The following is a 22,645-nucleotide window of genomic DNA, read 5'->3' on the forward strand; positions in this document are numbered from 1 at the left end:
CTCATGTTTATGATTACAAAAATCGTTTACTAGTAGATGAAAACTATTAAATATTATTTTATAAATTAGAGTTTATTAAATTCGTATCGACTATTTATCCCTTATGAAAAAATCGACCAAACCATTATTTTATCTACTTATATCGTGTCTTTACTTGTCGACTGCTTTTAGCTACGGACAAGAAGATCTTTTACAATTAAAAGATTCATCGGCTGTTAAAGAACAAAAAATTGAAATTGAATATACAGACGAAGGCTTTGAATTTAAAACCACCGACGAAAAATTCTCTCTTCATATAGAATCTCGTTTACAATTCAGATTTTCTACACCTAGTGATCTAAACCCCATAACCTACGATGAGATTTACTCGGATAAGGAAACCGTTTTTAAAATAAACAGAGCGCGTTTAAAAGTGGGTGGTCACGCCTTCCAACCATGGTTAAAATACTATTGGGAATACGAGTTGTCGGCTAGTAATCTTATGGATTTTAGAATAATGATTGAGAAGTATTCGTTCTTTAAAATTAAAGTTGGACAATGGAAAACGTATTATAACAGAGAACGTGTTATCTCTTCAGGGAAGCAACAAATGGTAGACCGTTCTATTCTAACGCGTCCATTTACGCTAGACAGACAACAAGGTGTCGAATTTTATGGTAGAATTAATCCTAGTAAATATGCCGATTTCACTTATAACGCTTCACTTTTAACAGGAACCGGTCGTGGCTCTACAGAAAATGATGATAATCACTTAATGTATGTTGGTCGTTTACAATATAATATCTTGGGGCGTGAATTAAGTTTTACAGGTTCAGATTTGGATTATCATGATGATTTTACAGGTTTGGTAGCTGTAGCTGCTGTTACTAATAAAAGTGCGTTTACACGTTTTTCTCAAGCAGGCGGGGGACAATTGGAGGGTTTTGAAGATGGAGTAGCTGGACAATATAAAGTAAAGCAATATTTACTTGAAACCGCATTTATGTACCAAGGTTTATCTTGGCAAAACGAGTTTCATTCTAAGGAAATTTACGATTTTGTAAATGATCAAACGACAACTTTAAAAGGAGCTTACTTTCAAACAGGGTACTTTTTCCATAGCATTTGGTCGAAGTTTCCAAAACCTTTAGAGGTCGCAACGCGTTATGCCTATTTTATTCCTAATACAGATTTATCGAACAATTTAGAACAAGAATTTGTTGTTGCTTTTAATTGGTTTTTCAAAGGACATAGAAATAAATTAACCTCTGAAGTGACATACTTCAATTTTCAAGATCAGACGGGGATTTACGATAACGGCCTACGTTTTCGATTACAATGGGATATTTCTTTTTAGCACAGCATTTATGCATATAGAAAACGCCTTGTATCTTAAAAATATACAAAGCGTTTTTAATTAAATATGCTGTAATGCTTATACTAAGCTTTAGTTTTTAGTTGTGAATCGATCCACATATTAACGCGACGCTCTAATAATTCCATGGGTAAAGCACCACCACCAAGCACGGTGTCATGAAAACCTTTTATATCGAATTGTTCTCCTAATTTGTCTTCCGCAGTTTTACGTAATTCCTGAATTTTAAGCATTCCTATTTTATAAGAAGTCGCTTGTCCAGGCATCACCATATAGCGTTGTACTTCCGCAGTAATAGCACCATCGGACACTGAAGAGTTTTCTTTAAAATATTTAAAAGCATCTGCTTCCGTCCAGCCTTTGGCATGTAATCCAGTATCTACCACCAAACGAATGGCTCTCCATATTTCATTAACCAGACGGCCGAAATCGTAATACGGATTTTGATATCCGCCCATTTCTTTAGCTAAAATTTCAGCATATAATGCCCAACCTTCGCTGTAGACACTAAAACCGGCTTGTGTTCTAAACTGAGGAACTTCTTCTAATTCTTGAGCGATAGAAATCTGCATGTGATGCCCTGGAAGACCTTCATGATATGCAACACCTTCCATCGTCGTTTTGTCCATCATGCTCATATCAGAAAGATGAACATAATACGTCCCTGATCTAGAACCGTCCGGAGTTCCTGCACTATAATGTTGTGGTGCACCATCTTGTTCTCTAAAGGCTTCAACACGTTTAACTTCTAATTTAGCTTTAGGAAGAATTCCGAAATAATCTGGTAATTTTTTCTCTATGGCATCTAGATATTTTGTTGATTCACCTATATAACCTTGTCTGCCTTCATCTGTATTTGGAAAATAAAATTGTGGATCGCTATCGACAAACTTAAAAAACGCATTTAAATCGCCATCGAAACCTACTTTATCTTTTATAGCTAACATTTCCTCTCTAATTCTAGCGACTTCTTCTAATCCTTTTTCATGCACTTCGCCTGCTGTTAGATTGGAAGTGGTAAAAACTTTTAGCTGATAGTTGTAAAAATCTTTACCGTTTTCATGTCGGCTAACTCCCGTTGGAGCTGCTTCGGCATTATCAATTTCTGTTTCTAACCACGTTAAAAGATGCTGATATGCGGGAGTAAATGATTCCTGAATTACAGATGCCGATTGTTGTTTTAAAGATTCAGCTTCTTCTGCAGTGATCTTTTCTGAAGTTAATAGCGCATCCGTTTTTCTGTACATATCGTCTAACACTGTTTTACCGTCAAGCAAACCTTTTGTTTGAGAAATAACCGTCTCGAAAGCAAATTTTGGAGGTAATATACCTAAGTCGGCTTGATCTTGTGCTTTAACCAATAATTGATTCATAGCAACACCTACTCCTTTAATTCTAGAAATATAAGCGGTCATATCTGGAAGACTATCCACGTTATGATAATTGATTAAGAAATTTGGAAAGTACGTGTGTGCACCACGCATTTGTTCGAAAACATACTCCATATCTCTATAAGTCTGACCTTCCTTCAACATATCATATTGATACATCCATAAATCATAAGAGGCCTGATCTGCTTGATCTAGATTATCGTAATCGAATGTTTCTTTTAATTCTTTGGCGCTATCGGCATACCACGCTAGTTTTTTATCCTCTGCGGCTTTGCTCATGTCGTCGATTTTATCATTTAAATCTTTTCGACCTAGAGAAGTCAGATGCATTGGACTCATTTGAAGTAACTCTTCGTACTTCACATCAAACCATATATTTAGTTCGGCTTTCTGACTAACGATAGCTTTGGGTTCTTCCTTGCAAGAAGCAAATACTAGTAGAAAAAGTAAAACCGGTAATGCGGTTTTAGTAATGTTGCATGTTTTCATATAAAAAGTGTTATCACGTTAAATTAGGTTCAGGCTAAATATAGGTAATAAATTTAATTGTCATAAAATAGTGCCTTTAGAGCCCGATTCTAACTGTAATTCTAACTAAAACCCTAAAAACAGATCCTTAATTACTGTAATGATCTAAAATTGAAGACTGAAGTATTCGTTAATAACTCCTGATAACTCTGCTTCTTTTTACTCCGCAAAAGTTATATTTTGCGGACTCTTATTTAAGGAAATAAAATGAAAGTATGTATCGCTGAAAAGCCAAGTGTAGCCCGTGAAATTGCGTCCGTTTTAGGCGCTAATACTAAGCACGATGGATATTACGAAGGCAATGGGTATGCGGTAACTTACACTTTCGGTCATTTATGCACATTGTTTGAACCTAACGATTACAAACCGTATTGGAAGAGTTGGGATTTAAATAATCTACCTATGCTTCCTGATAAATTTAAGACGAAAGTAACGTCAGACTCCGGAATTCAGAAGCAATTTAGAATTGTAAAAAGTCTTTTTGATAGAGCCGATGTGGTTATAAACTGCGGGGATGCTGGGCAAGAAGGAGAATTGATACAGCGTTGGGTTTTAGACCAAGCTGAATATAAAGGCGAAGTGCAACGGTTATGGATTTCGTCATTAACCACTGAAGCCATTAAAGAGGGTTTCGAACACTTAAAATCGTCTAAAGATTACGATAATTTATATTATGCTGGATTTTCTAGAGCGATTGGAGATTGGCTTTTAGGGATGAATGCTACGCGTTTATACACCCTAAAACATGGTGGATATAAGCAAGTGCTTTCTATAGGTCGTGTGCAAACACCAACTTTAGCCATGGTTGTTAACCGTTTTAAAGAGATTGAAAACTTTAAACCACAACCGTATTGGGAATTACAAACCATGTATCGCGATACGCTATTTAGTTACGAAGAAGGGCGTTTTCTTAAAATGGAAGATGGTGAAATTCTCGCCAATAAAGTTAAAGAGGACGATTTTGAAATTGTATCTATTACCAAAAAGAAAGGAACAGAATACGCTCCGAAATTATTTGATTTAACAGGGTTACAGGTCTATTGTAATACGAAATTTGGATTTTCGGCAGACGACACGTTGAAGATTGTTCAAAAACTGTACGAACAAAAAGTAGTGACGTATCCTAGAGTAGATACCACGTTCTTACCGAACGATGTGTATCCTAAAGTGCACGGCATTCTTCAGAAATTAACAAAATATAATACCTTAACAGAACCGCTATTAGGTAAGAAAATCAAAAAGTCTGCTAAAGTATTCAATGATAAAAAAGTAACCGATCACCACGCCATTATTCCGACAGGAATTCAGATTAATTTACAATACAATCAGCAACAGGTTTACGATATTATTGTAAAACGTTTTATCGCTGTGTTTTACGACGACTGTTCGGTATCGAATACTACAGTTATTGGAAAAGCGGCCGAGGTAAATTTTAAAACCACTGGAAAAGAAATCCTTAAAAAAGGATGGCGCGTTGTGTTTGAATCTCCGGATAAAGACAAAAAAGAAACGGGTATTTTACCCACATTTGTAAAGGGCGAAAAAGGACCTCACGAACCATCGTTTTTAGAGAAGCAAACCAAACCACCAAATCAGTTTACGGAGGCTTCCCTCCTACGTGCCATGGAAACGGCTGGTAAGCAAATCGATGATGATGATTTACGTGAATTGATGAAAGAAAATGGTATTGGTAGACCGTCTACGCGCGCCAATATTATTGAAACCTTATTCCGAAGAAAATATATTGTCCGTAATAAAAAGCAATTGTTGCCAACCACAACGGGCGTTCAGTTGATTGATATCATTCAGAATGATTTATTAAAATCTGCCGAACTTACCGGATTATGGGAAAAGCAATTAAAGGATATTGAAAAAGGCGAATACAATGCGGGAACGTTTATAAATAACATGAAACGCATGGTAGACGAATTGGTTTACGAAGTGCGCAGTGAAACCAAACGTGCAAATATATCTCATGTTGCCACAGTTGAAAAGAAAGCGGCTAAAGTTGAAGCCAAGCAAAATGCCGGAATTTTATCCGAGAAATGTCCGAAATGTAAACAAGGCACCTTGATCAAAGGAAAAACAGCTTATGGTTGTAGTACCTTTAAATCGGGTTGTAAATTTGTATTGCCTTTTGCATTTAATGACAAAAAAATCTCAGAAAAACAATACATCAGATTACTTCAAAAAGGATCGACTGTCAACCTAAAAGGGTTTAAAACTGAGCAAGGTTCTGTAGAAGGTTTGTTGCGATTTGATGATGATTTTAAACTGGTTTTAGAACCTAAAGTTACTGCAAAGAAAGAGGTGAAAACCGAAGTTCCTGACACCCTAACCTGTCCGAAATGTAAACAAGGAACTGTTATGAAAGGTAAAACAGCCTATGGTTGTAGTGCCTATAAATCGGGCTGTGATTTTAAAGTCACCTTTGATGTGATACGAGAAAAATCGGCTGGAGAGCAGTTGAGTAAAGCACTGGTATTTAAAATTCTAAACGCATCTATATAAATTAATGCATCAACACTTTAAAATATATAAACCGTTCGGATATTTAAGTCAGTTTATAAACAACGGACAAAAACAACATCGTAAAAAATTGCTTGGTGAGTTGGGAGAATTCCCTGAAGGCACCATGTCGATTGGTCGTTTAGATGAGAAATCTGAAGGTTTGTTATTACTCACTACAGATGGTAAAATGAGTGATTTTGTAAACAGCGCTAAGGTAGATAAAGAATACTATGCACAAGTAGATGGTGATATTACTGAAGATGCAATTGAAGCCTTACAAAACGGTGTAGAAATAGGATTGAACGGCACAAAATACACGACTAAACCTTGTCCTGCTTTTAAGCTTAGCGAGGCTCCTGATTTGCCTGAACGCTGGAAAAAATTAAGAGACGAAAGACACGGACCTACCTCATGGGTTTCGATTATATTAAACGAAGGTAAATTTAGACAAGTCCGTAAAATGACTTCTGCAGTGGGATTTCCTACACTACGTTTGGTACGTGTTCGCGTGGGTACTATTTATCTTGACAATCTGCAACCAGGTGATTCTATTGAATTAACGGATATTAAAACCGAACTTGATTTAAACCCCTAAACGTTCTAAAACATCCTTTTTAAACGTTTCTCCAATTGGAATACGCATATCGTTTTGTAACACAATTTTGGTTTTCTGTAAGGCTTTTATGGAATTTACATTTACAATAAATGATTTATGCACGCGCATAAAATGATTATTCCCAGGTAATTTATCCATCATATCTTTAAAGCTTAATAAAGTAATAATTGCTTTGTTAGTCCCTTCGATATGAATTTTTATATAATCTTTTAAACCTTGAACATATATAATGTTTTCGGTCTTAATTTTAATGTTTTCGTATTCTGATTTCACAAAAATAAAATCGTTTTCTTGTTTTTGAAATGAGCCTATTGGTGCAGGCATTCCACTTGCGGGTTGTAAATGTTCCAATTCGTATTTTTCTTTTGCACGCGTCACGGCTTTTATAAACCTGTGAAACGGGATGGGTTTGACTAAATAATCTGTAGCATTTAAGTTAAATCCGTCTAATGCATATTGCGGATAGGCTGTTGTAAATATAAATTGGGGTAAGTTTTCTATAGATTTTACTAAATCTATACCACTTAAATTAGGCATTTCTATGTCTAAAAACACTAAATCTACACTGTGTTTGTTAAGGAGTGTAATCGCTTCGAGCGGATTTGTGCACTTTGCAACAATCTCCATCCCTCCCATTTGTTTTAAATAGGATTCTACAACGTCTATAGCCAACGGCTCATCATCAATGATTATACATTTCATACCGAAAGATTTAAATTTAGGTGGACTATAAATTGATCATTTACATCTTCAATATCAAGTTTATGCAAATTTGGATATAATAGTTGTAAGCGATCTCGTGTGTTTTGTAATCCAATACCCGAATTTTCAGGATCCTGTTTTCTGTTTCCTACTAAATTTACACATTTAAAATCTAAGCTAGATCCATCTATATTAATTTCAATACGAACTAAAGTATTTCCTTTGTAATCTGTACCGTATTTAAAAGCATTTTCAATAAAAGGAATCAGTAATAAAGGTCTTATTTTTTGCTGCCCAATACCACCTCTAATAAGCAATGTAACATTCTGATTATTCGCAATTCTAATCCGTTGTAGTTTTAGATAATTCTGAATATAATCCAATTCATCACTCAACATTACAAAATCATTATCCGCTTGATACAACATATAACGCATCAGTTCTGAAAGTGTAATTACAGCCTCTGGAGCATCGTTAGATTTCTGACTTGTTAAAGAATATATACTATTTAAAGAATTAAATAAGAAATGCGGACTTAGCTGGTTTTTAAGAAAATGGAGTTCGGCAGACGACTTTTGAGATTCCACTTCTTTTTGGTGCTGAATGTTTTTATCCCATTCCAAATACATTTTAATCGCTGTACCAATAATAACAAAAATGAGATTAATAAATATAGGAAAACCAATGCGCCCCCCTTTAAAACCAGGATCATCTCCTGGTCCGTTTAAATCGGTTGGCCGTGGTATATGTCTTACAATGTCTGGCTTTGGAAGTACAAATTCAATAATAACAACCGTTATCACTATCAATAAACTTACTGTTATAAAATAATATAGATTCTTCTTTTTTAATAGAAACTGAGGAACTAAAAAGAGATAATTAATATAAAAACCAATAAAACCAATAAATAGAAAACTTAAAAAAGGTTTCGGTATTTTTCCTGTATTTAAATAGATTTGAAGAAAAAATACGCAGAAAAAAAGAGCCCATATTATACAATGTATAAAGCCTTCCTTTTTTAAAATATTATAGAGTTGTGTTTTTTTTATCATTATTAGCGCCTTACTAATTTAAACAATTTAGTGCTATAGCATTTGTTTTTAATTCTGCTGTAGTGATTCTAGGGTTTTCTTTATTTTCAAGTTTACTTATTACCAAATTAGCAATTTTTAATGCATCCTCTGAATTACAAAAAGTATGTTGTTCCGAAATTGCAGGAACGTGATCCTGCTTAATTAAAATTTTACTCCCCATACTAATTTCGTAACCATAACCTGTATTTACCTTATAAACACGTGTATTATAAGTAGACGTGTTTTTTATTAGAAACACGACACCGCATATTAACACTATAGATCCGAAAACTAAAAATAATTTTAATATATTCTTCATAAAGTAAACAAAATAATCCCCAGATATACAGCATTACACCCGGGGATTTAATTAAAAAAACAAACAACTATTATTTAATTTAAAGGGTAATTTTATTTGATTAACAACAAATTAATCTTCATCATCATAATCTTCCTGTGGAAACAACTCGTAATTATCATCTAAATACAAACTACCGCTTCGTCCTAAAAGTACAAATGCTCTACTTCCATCAGAAAAACCTAAGGCATCTTGACGCGTGTAAGCCTCTAAACTTGTAATGTCATCCCAAGAATCTGTTCCTGGATTATACTCCCAAGTAGATCCTAAAACACCACCATTATAACCTGTTACAATGTATCCTAAACCGTCCATACTAAATCCAACAGCATTAGATCTTGTAATACTATAATCGTCTTCTTCGTCTAAATCATTTAATCTATTAAACACTTCAGTAGCTGGATCAAATTCCCAGAAATCTGATTTATACAAACCATTACTAACACCTGTTCCGATGTATACTTTATCTCCGATACTAAAAGATGTTGCAAAACGACGTTTTTCTCCACCAAAACCAACAAGTTCAGACCATTCATCTGTAGTTGGGTTATACTTATAGAAATCCTTTAAATCGTTATCACCATCGTATCCAGTACCAATATATCCGGTATTATTCCCAGAAAATCCTATTGCAGCACGTCTTGGTCCACCAATAAAATCTGCCTTCTGAGCCCATTGATTAGTATCATTATTATACTCCCAGAAATCACTTAATTCGTCTGTTCCATCGTATCCAATACCTAAATAACCATTTCCGTTAAGTGCAAATCCAGAAGCAGAACTTCTTTCTGTACCAGGAAAATCGGCCTTTTGTACCCAATAGTCACCATCCATATTATATTCCCAAAAATCATTTAAATAATCATCTCCATCGTAACCAGTTCCCATATACCCCATATTGTCTAAAACAAAACCGACAACATTACTTCTTGGTACACCATCGAAAACAGAACGTTGTTTCCAGTTTCCTCTATCACCATCGTCATCGTCGCTAGAACAGTTAAACAGACTTAATGTTAATACACACAACATTAATACTCTTGTAGAATTTGTAATCATATTTAGAATCATTTATAAAATTTAGTGCTGCTTTATTATATACCAGCATGTTTTAAATAACAAGATCAAAACTACGCGCTTACTATAGTTTTAGAAAATAAAGTAGATAGGTTTGGTATTTGTCTATACGAACTCACGCTCTTAATCGATGAATAGGGTTTCTGAAAGACATCGAGAATATTTAGGCGTTCGCAGACATAAAAGTGTGTTTGGTATATCTCTTTTTAAAAGTAAGGGCTTACAGTTTAAGTTCGCTTAATATTAAAAATCACCTATGAACTCAATATTTTTTAGAACACTCCTTGGAGCCTGTTGTTTTATGATGCTTTTAGAATCTTGCGATTCTGAAGCAACGTCTGTAATTGGAGAGGATTGGATAGATAATGGAACAAAAGTTTTCTATATCGATACCTTTACGGTTAACACATCTACCTACAAATTCGATTCGATTGTTGTAACAACTCCAAGTCGTTATTTACTAGGAGGCTATACAGATCCAACTTTCGGACATATTAAAACGACTCCATATTTTGAACTAAATAGCGGTTCTTTATATATAGATTCTGATGCTGTTTACGATTCTGTTGCGCTATTATTAGATTACACAGATTACTACTATAATGATACCATTCCGACACAAAAATTTAATGTCTACGAAGTTTTAGAAACCATTACCCCAGACGAAGATTACTTTTATAATACCACAACATTTAAAACTGACCCTACGTCTATTGGAAGCGCACAATTTAGTCCGACACCAATACGATCGGATTCTATTCATTTTACATTACATTCCGATTTTGGAAAACAAATATTCGATGATATTCAGGATAACGAAATAAATAATAGTACAGAATTCCTAGATAAATATAAAGGGATAATGATTGAAGCCGACGATGCAAATACTACTGTAATAGGAATTAGTACCACATCGAAACTCAGACTGTATTATTCTATTGCTAATGAAGATGACACGGAAGATGGTTATTACGATATTTCTATAAATACGAGTAATAGTTTTAACAATATCACTTCAGATTTCTCTACAACAGTTTTCAATACTTTAGAAGATCAGACCGATGAAGTTCCTAGTCCGCTAGCAGATAATTTAAGTTTTATTCAAGCCGGTAGTGGTTTAGCAACAAGAATAGATATTCCATTTATAGAGCGCATAAATACTTTAGATGGTTCTGGCTCTATTATGGATGCTAATTTAAGAATATCACTTAAAAAGAATTCAAGTACCGATAATTTGAATACACGAGATTCTTTAAATGTTTATATCATCGATCAGAAATCTGAGATTGTAACCACTTTAATAGATTACACAGGAAGTACTGTATATGGCCGAAAATTAACAGATGAATTCGATTCTAATTATACCACCTATACCATTCCTTTAAAATACTTTCTTGATTTAAAACTGAACGCCACAAACACATCGAATCTATTCCTAGGAATTACCTCTCAAGGGTTTACCGATTCTGTAGACCGTTACATTTTAGAAGGCGAAGGTTCCGAAGAAAAAGACTTGAAAACATATTTAGAATTAAACTATGCACTATATAATGAGTACTAAAATAAATATACTTACAACAACTTTATTTTTAACTGTCGTATCCGCTTTTTCTCAAACGAACTCCTTATCAAGTTCACCATATTCGCTTTATGGTATGGGAACATTTAATACTACGAATACAGGGAAAACAACGGCATTAGGAAATACTGGTATTGCAGGAAGCTCTTCTGAGTTTATTAATAATTTAAATCCTGCTTCCATGTCGAGTATTCCTTTAAACACCTTCTTTTTTGATGTGGGATTAAAATCTGAATATGGTACACAAATTGATGGTGGTGTTAAAGAGTACAAAACTGTAGCTAACTTTTCTAACATGGCTTTTGCGTTTCCATTAAATAAAAAATCTGGAGTAAGTCTAACGCTTATACCGTACACCAGTGTAGGTTATAATTTAACAAATGTTGAATCGGATATCGAAGGTTCAATAAGTTCTTTTTACAGTGATATTAATGGATCTGGAGGTTTAAATGATTTGAAGTTAAATTATGGTTACTCGCTATTAGATAATTTAAGCGTTGGTGTAACGGGTTCCGTTTTATTTGGTCAGATTATTGAAAATGAAGTGAATTACATCGGAACTAATGTTTTAGATATTTATGATGCTAACAGCTATTCGGGACTACAATTTGGAGCAGGAATTCAATATAAACCTATTAAAAATACAACGTTAGGTGCGGTAGTAAATTTACCTACTAATTTAAGCGGTACACAGTACAGAGATATTTCTCAATTGTACGATAGTGACATAAGCTTAGAACAAGATTTAGATGATTTTAAATTACCCCTAGAAGTCGGTTTTGGTATACAAACTAGATTCTTAGATCAGGTAAATGTTGCTTTCGATTACAAGAAAAAATATTGGGCGGACACCGACCAAACAGATCAGCTTGGAACATTTGTAGACCAGGATATTTTTGGTTTTGGTATAGAATTCGATCCTAATGGTAGCCCTTTAAAATTTAAAAATAGAATGCAATATCGTGCAGGACTAAATTACGACAGCGGAAGTTTAGAAATAAACGATAAAAAAATCAGCAATTACTCTTTTAATATTGGGTTAGGTATTCCTGTAAGTTACAATACAGTATCCATGTTAAATGTAGCGTATTCTTATGGAAAAAAAGGACAGATTTACGATGGTATTATTCAAGAAAATTACCATATGCTTACACTAAACATTAGTTTAGCAGGACGTTGGTTCGAGAAAAGAAAGTTTCAATAAAATTATATTACTTTATAAAGAAGGACTGCAATTTTGTTATTCGAAATTCCGTAAAGAACACGGAAGATTAGCAAAATTGCACCGAACTTTAATACAATTTAAAATATCCTAAAGCCTTTAAATTTACTCACTTCTAAAGGCCTATCAGTATTCAAATTAACTACTACGAATACATATAAAACACATTCAGATCCCTATAAGGAATCTGAAGAAAATATTTAATCATATTATTTTATACCAAAAACAACTCCTTTGTAACTCCCTAAAGGAACACTAATTACGCATTTTTAAGTATAAAACATGAAATATCATCATTGTTAAAAGATATATTTATAGACATATCTTTTTATAAATCATATTCATAAGTTTAAATTAATTTAAGTTTATGAATATCAACAATGATATTACAACATTTATTGCAAATACACTTAAGATTAAATTTTCTTAACTCTAACTGCATTCATACCTTTCATACCACGTTCTAGTTCAAATTGAACTTTATCATTTTCGATAATAGTATCAATTAAACCACTTACGTGACAGAAATATTTTTCTGAATTTTCTGCATCGATAATAAATCCGAAACCTTTAGAGCTATCAAAAAACGATACTTTTCCTTTACGGATAGGATCTACTTCTTCAATATCGCTATCATCCTTTTTAGGAATTCCGATTACGATATCTTCTGCTTCTACTTTAATTTTATCTGCTGGATCCGGTGGCGTATCTGTAAGATTTCCGTATTGATCTACATAGGCAAATTGAATACCTTGAGAGTCTTTAGATTCAGCTTTACGAGCTTCTTTTTTCTTTAGTTTGTCTTCACGCTTTTTTTGACGTGCTTTTTCTTTTTCGATTTTATTGTACGTCTGTTGAGACTTAGCCATAAATTACTACTTGTTTTAAATTGAAGATTAAGTTTATTGAAATGAATACCTTAACGTCTATAAATAGACGACTAAACGCATTACAATTCTTTACAAAGATAATGTAAGTATTTGGATTTGATAAACACTAGACAAAAAACTATTTTAATAAATAGTTAAGTCCCATTATTTGGTAGAAAATAAAAAGTGTTTTTGGAATTGGTTTAGATTACTCCTTTACTATTATAATAGACCCTTTAACACCCTTTGCTAAATTCCAAGTGTTCCCTGAAATGTAGTTCCCTTCGTCGTCTAAAACTTTAAACTGAGCGGTATTAGGACCTGAACTTCCTGTGTTCAAGGCTTGAAAATCTATTTTATTAAGACCAGGTTGCAACTCGAATGTAAAACCACTAAATCCATTTGTTAACAAGACATTAGATTTAATAATATCGTCGTTTACAAGCACCATGATGCGGTCACCATCGAATGCTTGGTGATCTCTATATACAATATTAACAGTTCCTGAAGTGGTTTTGAAATCTCCAAAATACTGATCGACCAAACTCCCAACGGCATCTGGATTCACAGCTTCAGAATCTGGCATAACCAATTGATTGTCTAAATTATCTTGAAAAAGTTCTGCTGGATTTCCGAATTTCTTTTTATTAAACATCGAGAATTCCTCCTTTACATTTAAGCTTGGGTGTTTGGTTACCGTTAAACCATTTACTTTATCAGAGTTATTTGATTCATTTAAACTTGGAGCTTCTAAAGGTTTTATATCCAAACTATTTACTTCCGTAGCTTTTCCTTCTTCGCTTTCAACAGCAGGTATAAATAGGGAATTCCCTTGTCTAGAATCTATTTGAGACCAAACAGTTGTTGACAGACATAGAAAAATAATAAATGAAAAAATATACTTCATAGGGGAATTTATACAGCTCAAAAATAATTGATAATTTTTAATGTAAGCAAGAATCATTCCTAAAATTTGTTAACGTTTGGGACCTTTTTACAACTATTTAAGCATTTAATTAAAAAGTGAAGATTTAAGGCTACAATATGTTCATTTTTTAACAAAACGTATAAAATATAAAACCAATAAGTTTCTCCGATGCTTTATAATAGCAATATCATTTCACCACGTAGTATAATGGGCTGAATAACTTAAAAAAAAGCCATAACATGAGTTCTGGCTTTTTAATTTAATCATTTTATGCGTTAATTTGAACTGACTTCGTTTTCTAAATCTAGTAAGAACGCATATTTTAATGCCTGAATTTTGTAACGTTCAAAACGCCCTGATGCTCCACCATGACCAACATCCATATTACAATCCATAATCAACAAGTTATCGTCTGTTTTTGTAGCGCGCAACTTTGCGATCCATTTTGCAGGTTCCCAATATTGCACTTGGCTATCCCAATACCCTGTAGTAATTAGCATATTTGGATACGCTTTAGCTTCAACATTATCGTAAGGCGAATACGATTTTATATAGTCGTAATAGATACTGTCTTTTGGGTTTCCCCATTCATCAAATTCAAATGTGGTTAAAGGAATGGTTTCATCCAACATAGTCGATACTACGTCTACAAATGGCACAGCCGCAACAACACCATTCCATAATTTTGGTTTCATATTTACTATAGCTCCCATTAGCAACCCTCCTGCACTACCTCCTTCGGCATATAAATGTTCTGAGGACGTATATTTAGCATCGATTAGATATTCAGCACAATCTATAAAATCTGTAAACGTATTTTTCTTGTTTAATAATTTACCATCTTCGTACCAGTGTCGCCCCATTTCTTCTCCCCCACGAACATGAGCAATAGCGTACACAAATCCGCGATCTAAGAGACTTAACCTACTCGAATTAAAACTAGCATCTATAATAGAACCATAGGATCCATAAGCATATAATAGTAACGGATTATTTCCTGACTTTGTAATTCCTTTTTTATAAACTAAAGAGATAGGGACTTTAGTGCCGTCTGTTGCTGTAGCAAATAAACGCTCAGAAACATAATTGTCCGAATTAAAGTTAGCGTCTAAAACGTCGTCTTGCTTAAGTACAACTTGGTCCTTAGTCTTCATATTGTATTCTAAAGTGCTATTTGGAGTCGTTAAAGATGAATAGTTATATCTTAAAATATCGGTATCGAAATCTAAATTAGATGTGGTGTAAGTTAGATACGTTGGATCTTTAAATTGTAAATAATGTTCATTCCCATTCCAATTTCTCATTCTAAGTTCTCGCAAACCCTTTTTACGCTCAGAAATCACCAAGAAATCTTTAAACAAATCAAAATCTTCTAAAAGTACATCGTTTCTATGCGGAATTACATCTACCCAATTCTCTTTTGCAGTTGTATTAATTGGAGTTTCTACTAATTTAAAATTTTTAGCATTGTCTTTATTTGTTCTGATGTAAAAATGATTTGCATAATGATCTACAAAATATTCTAGATTTTTCTCTCTTGGCTGAATAATTTTCCAAGTACCATTTGGAGTGTCTGCGTTTATATATTGGTATTCGGTAGAAATGGTTTGAAAACTTCCAATAAAAATAAAAGCTTCAGATTTCGACTTAAAAACGGTACATCTAAAGGTGTCATCTTTTTCTTCGTACACTAAAACATCTTGATCTTGAGATTCTCCTAAAGTGTGTTTAAAAATCTTATTACTTCTTAAGGTTTCAGGGTCCTTAGTCGTATAAAACACGGTTTTATTGTCGTTTGCCCATATTGCGCTACCGGCAGTGTTTTCTAAGAAATCTTCTAACATGTCGCCTGTTTCTAAATTCTTAAAACGTATGGTGTATTGTCTCCTAGAAATAGTATCTACAGCATAAGCCAATAATGTATTGTTTGTACTCACTGCCTGATTTCCCATTCCGAAATAGGTCAATCCTTTAGAGAGTTCCGGTCCGTTTAGCATAATTTCTTCTTCATTTGTTCCCATTTTAGACCTACAGTATAAAGGATAATCATTGCCTTCTTTATATTTCGAATAATAAGAATACCCATTATGATTCACAGGAACGGACTCGTCGTCTTTTTTTATACGTCCTTTAATTTCTTCAAATAAAACTGTTTGAAGCGAATCTGTATGACTCATAACCTTATCTAAATAGTCGTTTTCAGCATTTAAATAATCAATGACATCTTGAGTTTGAGCATCAGGAGTTGTTGCGTTTTTTTGTTCGTCGGATAAGCGCATCCAAAAATAATTGTCTATTCGCGTATCTCCATGATTGACCAATTCTTCAGCATGAATTTTTGCTATTGGAGGTTGGATTTCTGGTGTAGAAGATTCTTTGATGTCTGATTTACATCCAATTAAAAAAAGTAAAGTTAAAAAACAAAAGGTCGGTTTCATATCTGTTTCGTTGTTAGTGGTTTATAAATATAATGAAGAATTACACATAAAAATACTAACCGATCAATTTTATCTTTATGATTAGATACACTGATAACTTTAGAAAGGGATAAAAAAGACAAATAAAAAGCATCTAGAGCGATAGGTTATAATATCCTTTAATTGAGATATAAAATTTTATACATTTATGTTTTATTATGATATAAAAAAAGCTGCTATAAAGTACGAATTTCATAAAATAGTTTCAATTTAACTATCGTTGTTTTTTGTACATTTGTAATTACACTCTATTAAAATTAAGATATATGAATAGCATTCCTAGCGTAGATTTAAAAGACTTTATATCTAACGATCCCATAAAAAAACAACAGTTTGTTGAGCAAATTGGTAAGGCTTATGAAGACATCGGATTTGTTGCTTTAAAAGGTCATTTTTTGAATGAGCACTTGGAAGCTGATTTATATTCTGAAATAAAAAACTTTTTCGATTTACCACAAGACAAAAAAGATACTTATGAAATAGAAGGTATCGGCGGTCAGCGTGGTTATACGTCTTTTGGAAAGGAACATGCTAAAGGTAAAAAAGAAGGTGATTTAAAAGAGTTTTGGCACTTTGGTCAATACGTAGAAAACGACGAAAAATTAGAATCAGAATATCCTAAAAACGTGATCGTTTCCGAGCTTCCTAAGTTTAATGCAGTAGGAGAAGAAGCTTATAAAATGTTAGAAAAAACAGCAAAATATGTGCTTCGTGCTTTAGCTATTTATTTAGATTTAGAAGAAACGTATTTTGACAGCTATATAAAGAATGGGAATTCTATTTTAAGACCTATTCACTACCCGCCTATTACATCAGAACCAAAAGCCGCTGTTCGTGCTGCTGCCCATGGAGATATCAATTTAATTACCTTATTAATGGGTGCACAAGGTCGTGGTTTACAAGTGCAAAATAATGCTGGCGAATGGATTGATGCCATTGCACAACCTGACGAGCTTATGATTAATGTTGGTGATATGCTATCGAGACACACCAACAACAAATTAAAATCTACTATACACCGTGTAATCAATCCGCCAAAGGAATTATGGGGAACGTCTAGATATTCTATTCCGTTTTTTATGCATCCTATAAGTGATATGAAATTAAATGTATTAGAGAATTGTATTGATGACAATCATCCGAAACAATTTGATGATATTACGGCTGGAGATTATTTGTACGAGCGTTTAGTTGAGTTAGGTTTAATAAAAAAATAAAACAGCATCCTTCCTATGGATTTAAAAGATCAGTTAAAAAACTTATTTCCCGAACACGAAGAAATACCTCAAGAATCAGCAGAAAAGGATTCTAATTTATGGCTTCAAGACGATCCTATTCTTTGTAAATACGAAAAACGTAAGGGAAAACCCATTACAATTTTAGAAGGATATACGGGAGCTACTGAAGATTTTAAAATATTAGCGAAAGATTTAAAAAAAGAACTTAGTGTTGGTGGAAGTTTTAAAGACGACAAAATAATTATCCAAGGTGATTATCGGGATAAAATAATGTCGATTTTAAAAGAAAAGGGATTTAATGTTAAACGCGTTGGAGGATAATTATATGGATCAAAACACAACATTGCATATCACCAACGGAAGTGTCTTAACCAAGTATTTAGTCGAATTAGAATTTAAAGGCGAAATATTAACGTGGGAAGAAATGCTTTGCGAAGGTCCTACGATTGAGCATATCAATTCGGATAAATTTTTAGATATTCGAATAGATTTTTTAAAAGAGTTTTACGATATTGAAGTTGACCTTGATAAAGTAAGAAAAGATATAAGTATTTTAGATAATATTGATAAGTATACGGAAATCATCCTGTGGTTCGAGTACGATTTGTTTTGTCATATTAATCTAATTGGGGTCATTAATTTGTTACTTCAAAAGAAAATTAATTTGCCTCTATTTTTGGTATGTAGTGGGAGAATTCATGGTGTAAACGAACTTAAAGGTCTGGCAGAATTAAGCTCTGCACAACTTACAGATCATTACGATGCTCGCTTACGTTTAACGACAGACGATAAAGATTTAGCGCGAACCATTTGGCAATTATATAATGGTAAAGATCACAATCTTATTAAACCTTATATTATAAAACATTCGTCTTTCGAATATTTAAGTAATTGCTTAAAAGCACACCTACAGCGTTTTCCTAATTCCGAAAATGGGCTTAGCGAATTAGAACTTAATATACTTAGGATAGTCGATCGAAGAGATATCCATTCTAGAAATCATCTACTCGGCTATGCCGTTAACTTTCAAGGTTTTTATGGTTATGGAGATATGCAATTTGAACGTTTAATTAATAGATTAAGCATGTTTTACAAAGAAGAAGAGCATAGCTTAACCCTAAATGAAGACGGAAAAAAAGCGCTAAATTCTGAAGCAAACTACGAAAAAGACATTATAGATTCTTTAGTTTATGGCGGTGTAAATAAAAAAGATTTCAATTTTAATGTTAAGCTGAATAAGCTTGTAAACTCAGTTAATTATGGCAATTAAAGAATCAGAATTAATTTTAAATCCAGACGGAAGTGTTTATCATTTAAATTTAAAACCAGAACATATTGCGCATACTATTATATTAGTTGGCGATCAAGATCGTGTAAGTAAAATTACCAAATATTTTGATTCGGTTGAATACTCTATTCAAAAGCGCGAGTTTAAAACAGAAACAGGTTTATATAAAGGTAAGCGTATAAGTGTTGTTTCTACAGGAATTGGTTGCGACAACATCGATATCGTTCTAAATGAATTAGATGCCTTAGTTAATATTGATTTTGAAACACGTAGCATTAAAAAAGAGTTAACAACATTGAATATTATTCGTGTTGGAACTTCGGGATCACTTCAAAAAGAAGTTCCAGTAGATTCTTTTGCATTAAGCTCGTATGGATTAGATTTTTCTGGAATGCTACATTTTTATAATATTGAAAACCATAGAAACAAAGCCTTCGAATCTGCTTTTGTCACCCACACGCAGTGGAATGCAAATAAAGCATTACCAGTTTTAATACATAATAGTAAGTCACTAGAAGCTCTTTTTTCATCTGAAGAAACAAGTGCTGGAGTTACAGCCACAGCGAGTGGATTTTATGGCCCTCAAGGTCGCGTTTTACGATTATCTATTGAAGATAAAGATTTAAACGATAAAATACATTCTTTTAATTTCGAAGGTCTAAAAGTTATAAATTTCGAAATGGAAACCGCTGCTATTTATGGCCTATCTGCCCTACTCGGTCACAATGCATTATCACTAAATGCCATTATTGCAAATCGTGCTACAGGAGAATTTAGTACGGACCCAGGAAAGCTAATCGAGCGTCTAATAACCTATACTCTAAATAGAATATTAGATCTATAATGAAACATCGACAACAGTTCGTTTTAGTTTAAATGTAATGAAAGGATAAAAGCATTATCAAAATCTAAGAATAGATAGTATAAAAGCTGATCAAATTACGTTTTACTCAATTATGACTCAAATAATTAGGTTATTTTAAAACTAATTATTAAGTTTAGTTACGATTAACTAAACCAGACTATGATACTAACCATTTCAATAATTATAGCGGCACTTATTATAATAAATATTTTATTATTGTTTTTTAGTTGTAATAAATTAACCGATTCTGCTGTTGATACGCAAAATCACATAAAGATGGTACGTGAAACAACTACCAAGCAATCTCAGAAAACTTATTTTGCACCAACAGGGAGTTAGTTTCACTAAAATGCTTATTGCCAAACCAATACCCTCGATTTGCACTTAACGGAGAAGGATGACCAGATGTTAACACATAATGTTTCTGAGTGTCTATTAATTTCGATTTCTTTTTAGCAAATCCGCCCCACAATAAAAACACAACATTTTCCTTTTCTGCACTAATTTGTGAGATCACACGATCTGTAAAAGTTTCCCAACCTTGTTTTTGATGACTGCCAGCTTCATGTTCTCGAACCGTAAGGGTAGGATTTAATAATAAAACACCTTGCTTAGCCCAACGCTCTAAATTTCCACTTACAGGATAATCGGTCCCTAAATCTGATTGAATTTCTTTGAAAATATTTTTTAAAGATGGTGGATGCATAATTCCATCGGCAACAGAAAAACACAAACCATTAGCTTGTCCGGGGCCATGATAAGGATCTTGCCCTAAAATCACAACCTTTAAATCATCAAAGGCACACGAATTAAAAGCATTAAATATGTCGGATTTCGGTGGATAGCAAACAGTTGTATTATATTCTACTTCTACAAAACGCCATAAACTTTTAAAGTAAGGTTTTTCAAATTCAGGATTTAAAAAAGGAAGCCAATCGGGGTTTATGTTTTTTGACATTTATATAAAGGTTTGAAAGTTCAAATTTAAAAATAGTATTATCTTTCACCTTATAAAATTGAAAAGAATGTCTTCACTTAAAGCCATTAAATTCCCTACAGCACTAACCGTTTTACTTATTATCGCTGGGGTGGTCGCGTTTTTAACTTATATTATTCCCGCAGGAAAATACGATAGATTAACATATCACTCAGATTCTGATACTTTTAGCCAAGAAAAGAAAACGGAGACTTTAATTTTGCCTGCCACGCAGGAAACTTTAGAGCACTTTGATATTAAAATACCGATCGAAAAATTTAAGAACGGTGATATTTGGAAACCCATCGGAATTCCCAACACCTACCATACTTTAGATTCGCAACCCCAAGGTGTTATGGCCTTTATACAATCACCTATAAAAGGTATTATGGAGGCTATAGATGTTATCCTTTTTGTTCTAATTATTGGAGGGTTTATTGGAATTATGAATTTTAGTGGCGCTTTTGAAGCCGGAATTTCATCCCTAGCAAAAACATTACAAGGACGAGAATATATTTTAATCATTGTAATTACAATTTTAATTGGAATTGGAGGAACAACATTTGGTCTTGCCGAAGAAACCATAGCCTTCTACCCTATTCTTATTCCTGTATTTCTCGCCGCAAAATACGATGCCATGGTCGCTTTGGCTTCTATTTATATTGGATCATGTATCGGAACCTTAGCTTCTACAGTTAATCCGTTTTGTACTATAATTGCTTCAGACGCTGCCGGAATTAATTGGACCACAGGACTAACTACGCGTTTAGTGGTTTTAGTTTTAGGATTGATTATTTGTTTACTATATATCATTCGTTATGCCCAACGTGTAAAAAACGATCCCTCTAAATCCATTGTTTTTGAACAAAAAGAAGATATTGAACTTCGATTTCCCTTAACAAATTTAGATTCTGCTGTAAAATTAACGGCCAAGTATAAACTTATATTAATCATATTTTCTTTATGTTTTGTGGTAATGATTTATGGTGTGTCTCAATTAGATTGGTGGTTTTTAGAAATGACAACCGTCTTTTTAGTTGGTGCCATTTTAATAGGAGTGATTGCGAGAATTAAAGAAGCAACCTTTGTAGATACCTTTATTAAAGGTGCTAACGATTTGCTTGGTGTAGCCTTTATTATTGGAATTGCTCGTGGTGTAACCGTTTTAATGGAAGACGGGCTAATTAGCGATTCCTTATTATTTTACGCCAGTTCTTTAACCGATGGGATGAATAAAGGAGTGTTTATAAATGCCATGCTTTACATTTACAGCGGACTTTCATTCTTTATTCCGTCGTCTTCAGGAATGGCTGTTTTAACCATGCCAATTATGGCACCATTAGCAGATGGAGTTGGAATAGGTCGAGACTTGGTTGTAAATGCTTATCAATTTGGAATGGGAATATTTGCATTTATTAATCCGACAGGTTTAATTTTAGCCTCTTTAGCTATAGTTAAAATAGGTTTTGATAAATGGTTACGCTTTGTGATGCCTTTAGTTGGAATATTACTAATTTTCATCATGATAGTATTAACAATTTCAGTCTACATTTAGAGGCTTTAACCTTTTTATTTCCTTAAATTTGTTGTCTT

At 33.3% G+C, this 22,645-nt stretch carries 19 protein-coding genes; 10 read left to right on the forward strand and 9 right to left on the reverse strand.

Translation table 11 applies throughout. The features are described 5' to 3' along the window. Positions 1 to 103: 103 nt before the first annotated feature. Complete coding sequence (locus ACFFVB_RS03825) at positions 104 to 1,336, forward strand: putative porin (RefSeq protein WP_382381335.1); 1,233 nt, start codon at positions 104 to 106, stop codon at positions 1,334 to 1,336. Between the two features lie 83 nt (positions 1,337 to 1,419). On the opposite strand, the gene ACFFVB_RS03830 is transcribed toward ACFFVB_RS03825, so the two are convergent. Next, positions 1,420 to 3,234 carry a DUF885 domain-containing protein gene (locus ACFFVB_RS03830; protein WP_382381337.1) on the reverse strand — a complete coding sequence of 605 codons (1,815 nt, stop codon included), beginning with the start codon at positions 3,232 to 3,234 and terminating at the stop codon, positions 1,420 to 1,422. A gap of 246 nt (positions 3,235 to 3,480) precedes the next feature. On the opposite strand from ACFFVB_RS03830, the gene ACFFVB_RS03835 reads away from it, so the two are divergent. Together ACFFVB_RS03835 and ACFFVB_RS03840 are read left to right on the forward strand one after the other, a co-directional pair. Continuing rightward, positions 3,481 to 5,784: a type IA DNA topoisomerase gene (locus ACFFVB_RS03835; RefSeq protein ID WP_382381338.1), complete on the forward strand. Its 2,304-nt coding sequence runs from the start codon at positions 3,481 to 3,483 to the stop codon at positions 5,782 to 5,784. 4 nt (positions 5,785 to 5,788) lie between these two features. Beyond that, positions 5,789 to 6,379, forward strand: a complete 591-nt coding sequence (locus ACFFVB_RS03840; RefSeq protein WP_382381340.1) for a pseudouridine synthase — start codon at positions 5,789 to 5,791, stop codon at positions 6,377 to 6,379. Here ACFFVB_RS03840 and ACFFVB_RS03845 read toward each other — a convergent pair. The 4 genes from ACFFVB_RS03845 to ACFFVB_RS03860 all read right to left on the reverse strand — a co-directional run bounded on the left by ACFFVB_RS03845 (position 6,368) and on the right by ACFFVB_RS03860 (position 9,592). Further along, positions 6,368 to 7,102, reverse strand: a complete 735-nt coding sequence (locus tag ACFFVB_RS03845) for a LytR/AlgR family response regulator transcription factor (protein ID WP_382381341.1) — start codon at positions 7,100 to 7,102, stop codon at positions 6,368 to 6,370. The genes ACFFVB_RS03840 and ACFFVB_RS03845 overlap by 12 nt on opposite strands. Continuing rightward, positions 7,099 to 7,905 carry a sensor histidine kinase gene (locus ACFFVB_RS03850; RefSeq protein ID WP_382382226.1) on the reverse strand — a complete coding sequence of 269 codons (807 nt, stop codon included), beginning with the start codon at positions 7,903 to 7,905 and terminating at the stop codon, positions 7,099 to 7,101. Before ACFFVB_RS03850 ends, ACFFVB_RS03845 begins: the two co-directional genes overlap by 4 nt. Before the next feature lie 262 nt (positions 7,906 to 8,167). Beyond that, the gene (locus tag ACFFVB_RS03855) at positions 8,168 to 8,494 is read right to left on the reverse strand and encodes a DUF4907 domain-containing protein (RefSeq protein WP_382381342.1); all 327 of its coding nucleotides are present in this window, start codon (positions 8,492 to 8,494) and stop codon (positions 8,168 to 8,170) included. Positions 8,495 to 8,605: 111 nt separating this feature from the next. Further along, entirely contained in the window at positions 8,606 to 9,592 is a 987-nt protein-coding gene (locus ACFFVB_RS03860; RefSeq protein WP_382381343.1) for a Kelch repeat-containing protein, read from the reverse strand. Between the two features lie 274 nt (positions 9,593 to 9,866). Here ACFFVB_RS03860 and ACFFVB_RS03865 point away from each other — a divergent pair, with 274 nt between their 5' ends. Both ACFFVB_RS03865 and bamG read left to right on the forward strand, forming a co-directional pair. Beyond that, positions 9,867 to 11,171 carry a DUF4270 family protein gene (locus ACFFVB_RS03865; RefSeq protein ID WP_382381345.1) on the forward strand — a complete coding sequence of 435 codons (1,305 nt, stop codon included), beginning with the start codon at positions 9,867 to 9,869 and terminating at the stop codon, positions 11,169 to 11,171. Then, positions 11,161 to 12,393 (forward strand): BamG family beta-barrel-assembly machinery protein, encoded by a 1,233-nt coding sequence (bamG, locus tag ACFFVB_RS03870; protein ID WP_382381347.1) that lies wholly within the window; start codon positions 11,161 to 11,163, stop codon positions 12,391 to 12,393. Before ACFFVB_RS03865 ends, bamG begins: the two co-directional genes overlap by 11 nt. A 434-nt stretch (positions 12,394 to 12,827) precedes the next feature. Here bamG and ACFFVB_RS03875 read toward each other — a convergent pair whose 3' ends face one another. The 3 genes from ACFFVB_RS03875 to ACFFVB_RS03885 form a co-directional block, all read right to left on the reverse strand. Continuing rightward, positions 12,828 to 13,280: a cold-shock protein gene (locus tag ACFFVB_RS03875; RefSeq protein WP_382381349.1), complete on the reverse strand. Its 453-nt coding sequence runs from the start codon at positions 13,278 to 13,280 to the stop codon at positions 12,828 to 12,830. A 208-nt stretch (positions 13,281 to 13,488) separates the two neighbouring features. Next, positions 13,489 to 14,187, reverse strand: a complete 699-nt coding sequence (locus tag ACFFVB_RS03880; RefSeq protein ID WP_382381351.1) for a hypothetical protein — start codon at positions 14,185 to 14,187, stop codon at positions 13,489 to 13,491. 296 nt (positions 14,188 to 14,483) lie between these two features. Further along, complete coding sequence (locus tag ACFFVB_RS03885) at positions 14,484 to 16,646, reverse strand: S9 family peptidase (protein WP_382381353.1); 2,163 nt, start codon at positions 16,644 to 16,646, stop codon at positions 14,484 to 14,486. Between the two features lie 305 nt (positions 16,647 to 16,951). Between ACFFVB_RS03885 and ACFFVB_RS03890 the strand changes: the two genes are divergently transcribed. From ACFFVB_RS03890 to ACFFVB_RS03905, 4 genes are read left to right on the forward strand one after another with little or no spacing between them, the layout of a single operon-like run. Continuing rightward, positions 16,952 to 17,902 (forward strand): isopenicillin N synthase family dioxygenase, encoded by a 951-nt coding sequence (locus ACFFVB_RS03890; protein WP_382381355.1) that lies wholly within the window; start codon positions 16,952 to 16,954, stop codon positions 17,900 to 17,902. A gap of 15 nt (positions 17,903 to 17,917) precedes the next feature. After that, positions 17,918 to 18,244, forward strand: coding sequence for a translation initiation factor (locus ACFFVB_RS03895; RefSeq protein WP_382381357.1), 327 nt, complete (start codon positions 17,918 to 17,920; stop codon positions 18,242 to 18,244). Continuing rightward, positions 18,222 to 19,193, forward strand: a complete 972-nt coding sequence (locus tag ACFFVB_RS03900) for a DUF1835 domain-containing protein (RefSeq protein WP_382381359.1) — start codon at positions 18,222 to 18,224, stop codon at positions 19,191 to 19,193. Before ACFFVB_RS03895 ends, ACFFVB_RS03900 begins: the two co-directional genes overlap by 23 nt. Continuing rightward, the gene (locus tag ACFFVB_RS03905) at positions 19,183 to 20,055 is read left to right on the forward strand and encodes a nucleoside phosphorylase (RefSeq protein WP_382381361.1); all 873 of its coding nucleotides are present in this window, start codon (positions 19,183 to 19,185) and stop codon (positions 20,053 to 20,055) included. The genes ACFFVB_RS03900 and ACFFVB_RS03905 overlap by 11 nt, the downstream gene beginning before the upstream one ends. A 313-nt stretch (positions 20,056 to 20,368) precedes the next feature. On the opposite strand, the gene ACFFVB_RS03910 is transcribed toward ACFFVB_RS03905, so the two are convergent. After that, positions 20,369 to 21,034, reverse strand: a complete 666-nt coding sequence (locus ACFFVB_RS03910) for a uracil-DNA glycosylase (RefSeq protein WP_382381363.1) — start codon at positions 21,032 to 21,034, stop codon at positions 20,369 to 20,371. Positions 21,035 to 21,101: 67 nt separating this feature from the next. Between ACFFVB_RS03910 and ACFFVB_RS03915 the strand changes: the two genes are divergently transcribed. Next, complete coding sequence (locus ACFFVB_RS03915; RefSeq protein WP_382381365.1) at positions 21,102 to 22,607, forward strand: YfcC family protein; 1,506 nt, start codon at positions 21,102 to 21,104, stop codon at positions 22,605 to 22,607. Positions 22,608 to 22,645: the final 38 nt, after the last annotated feature.

It is taken from the genome of Formosa undariae, from assembly GCF_042427615.1.
Taxonomy (GTDB): Bacteria; Bacteroidota; Bacteroidia; order Flavobacteriales; family Flavobacteriaceae; genus Formosa; species Formosa undariae.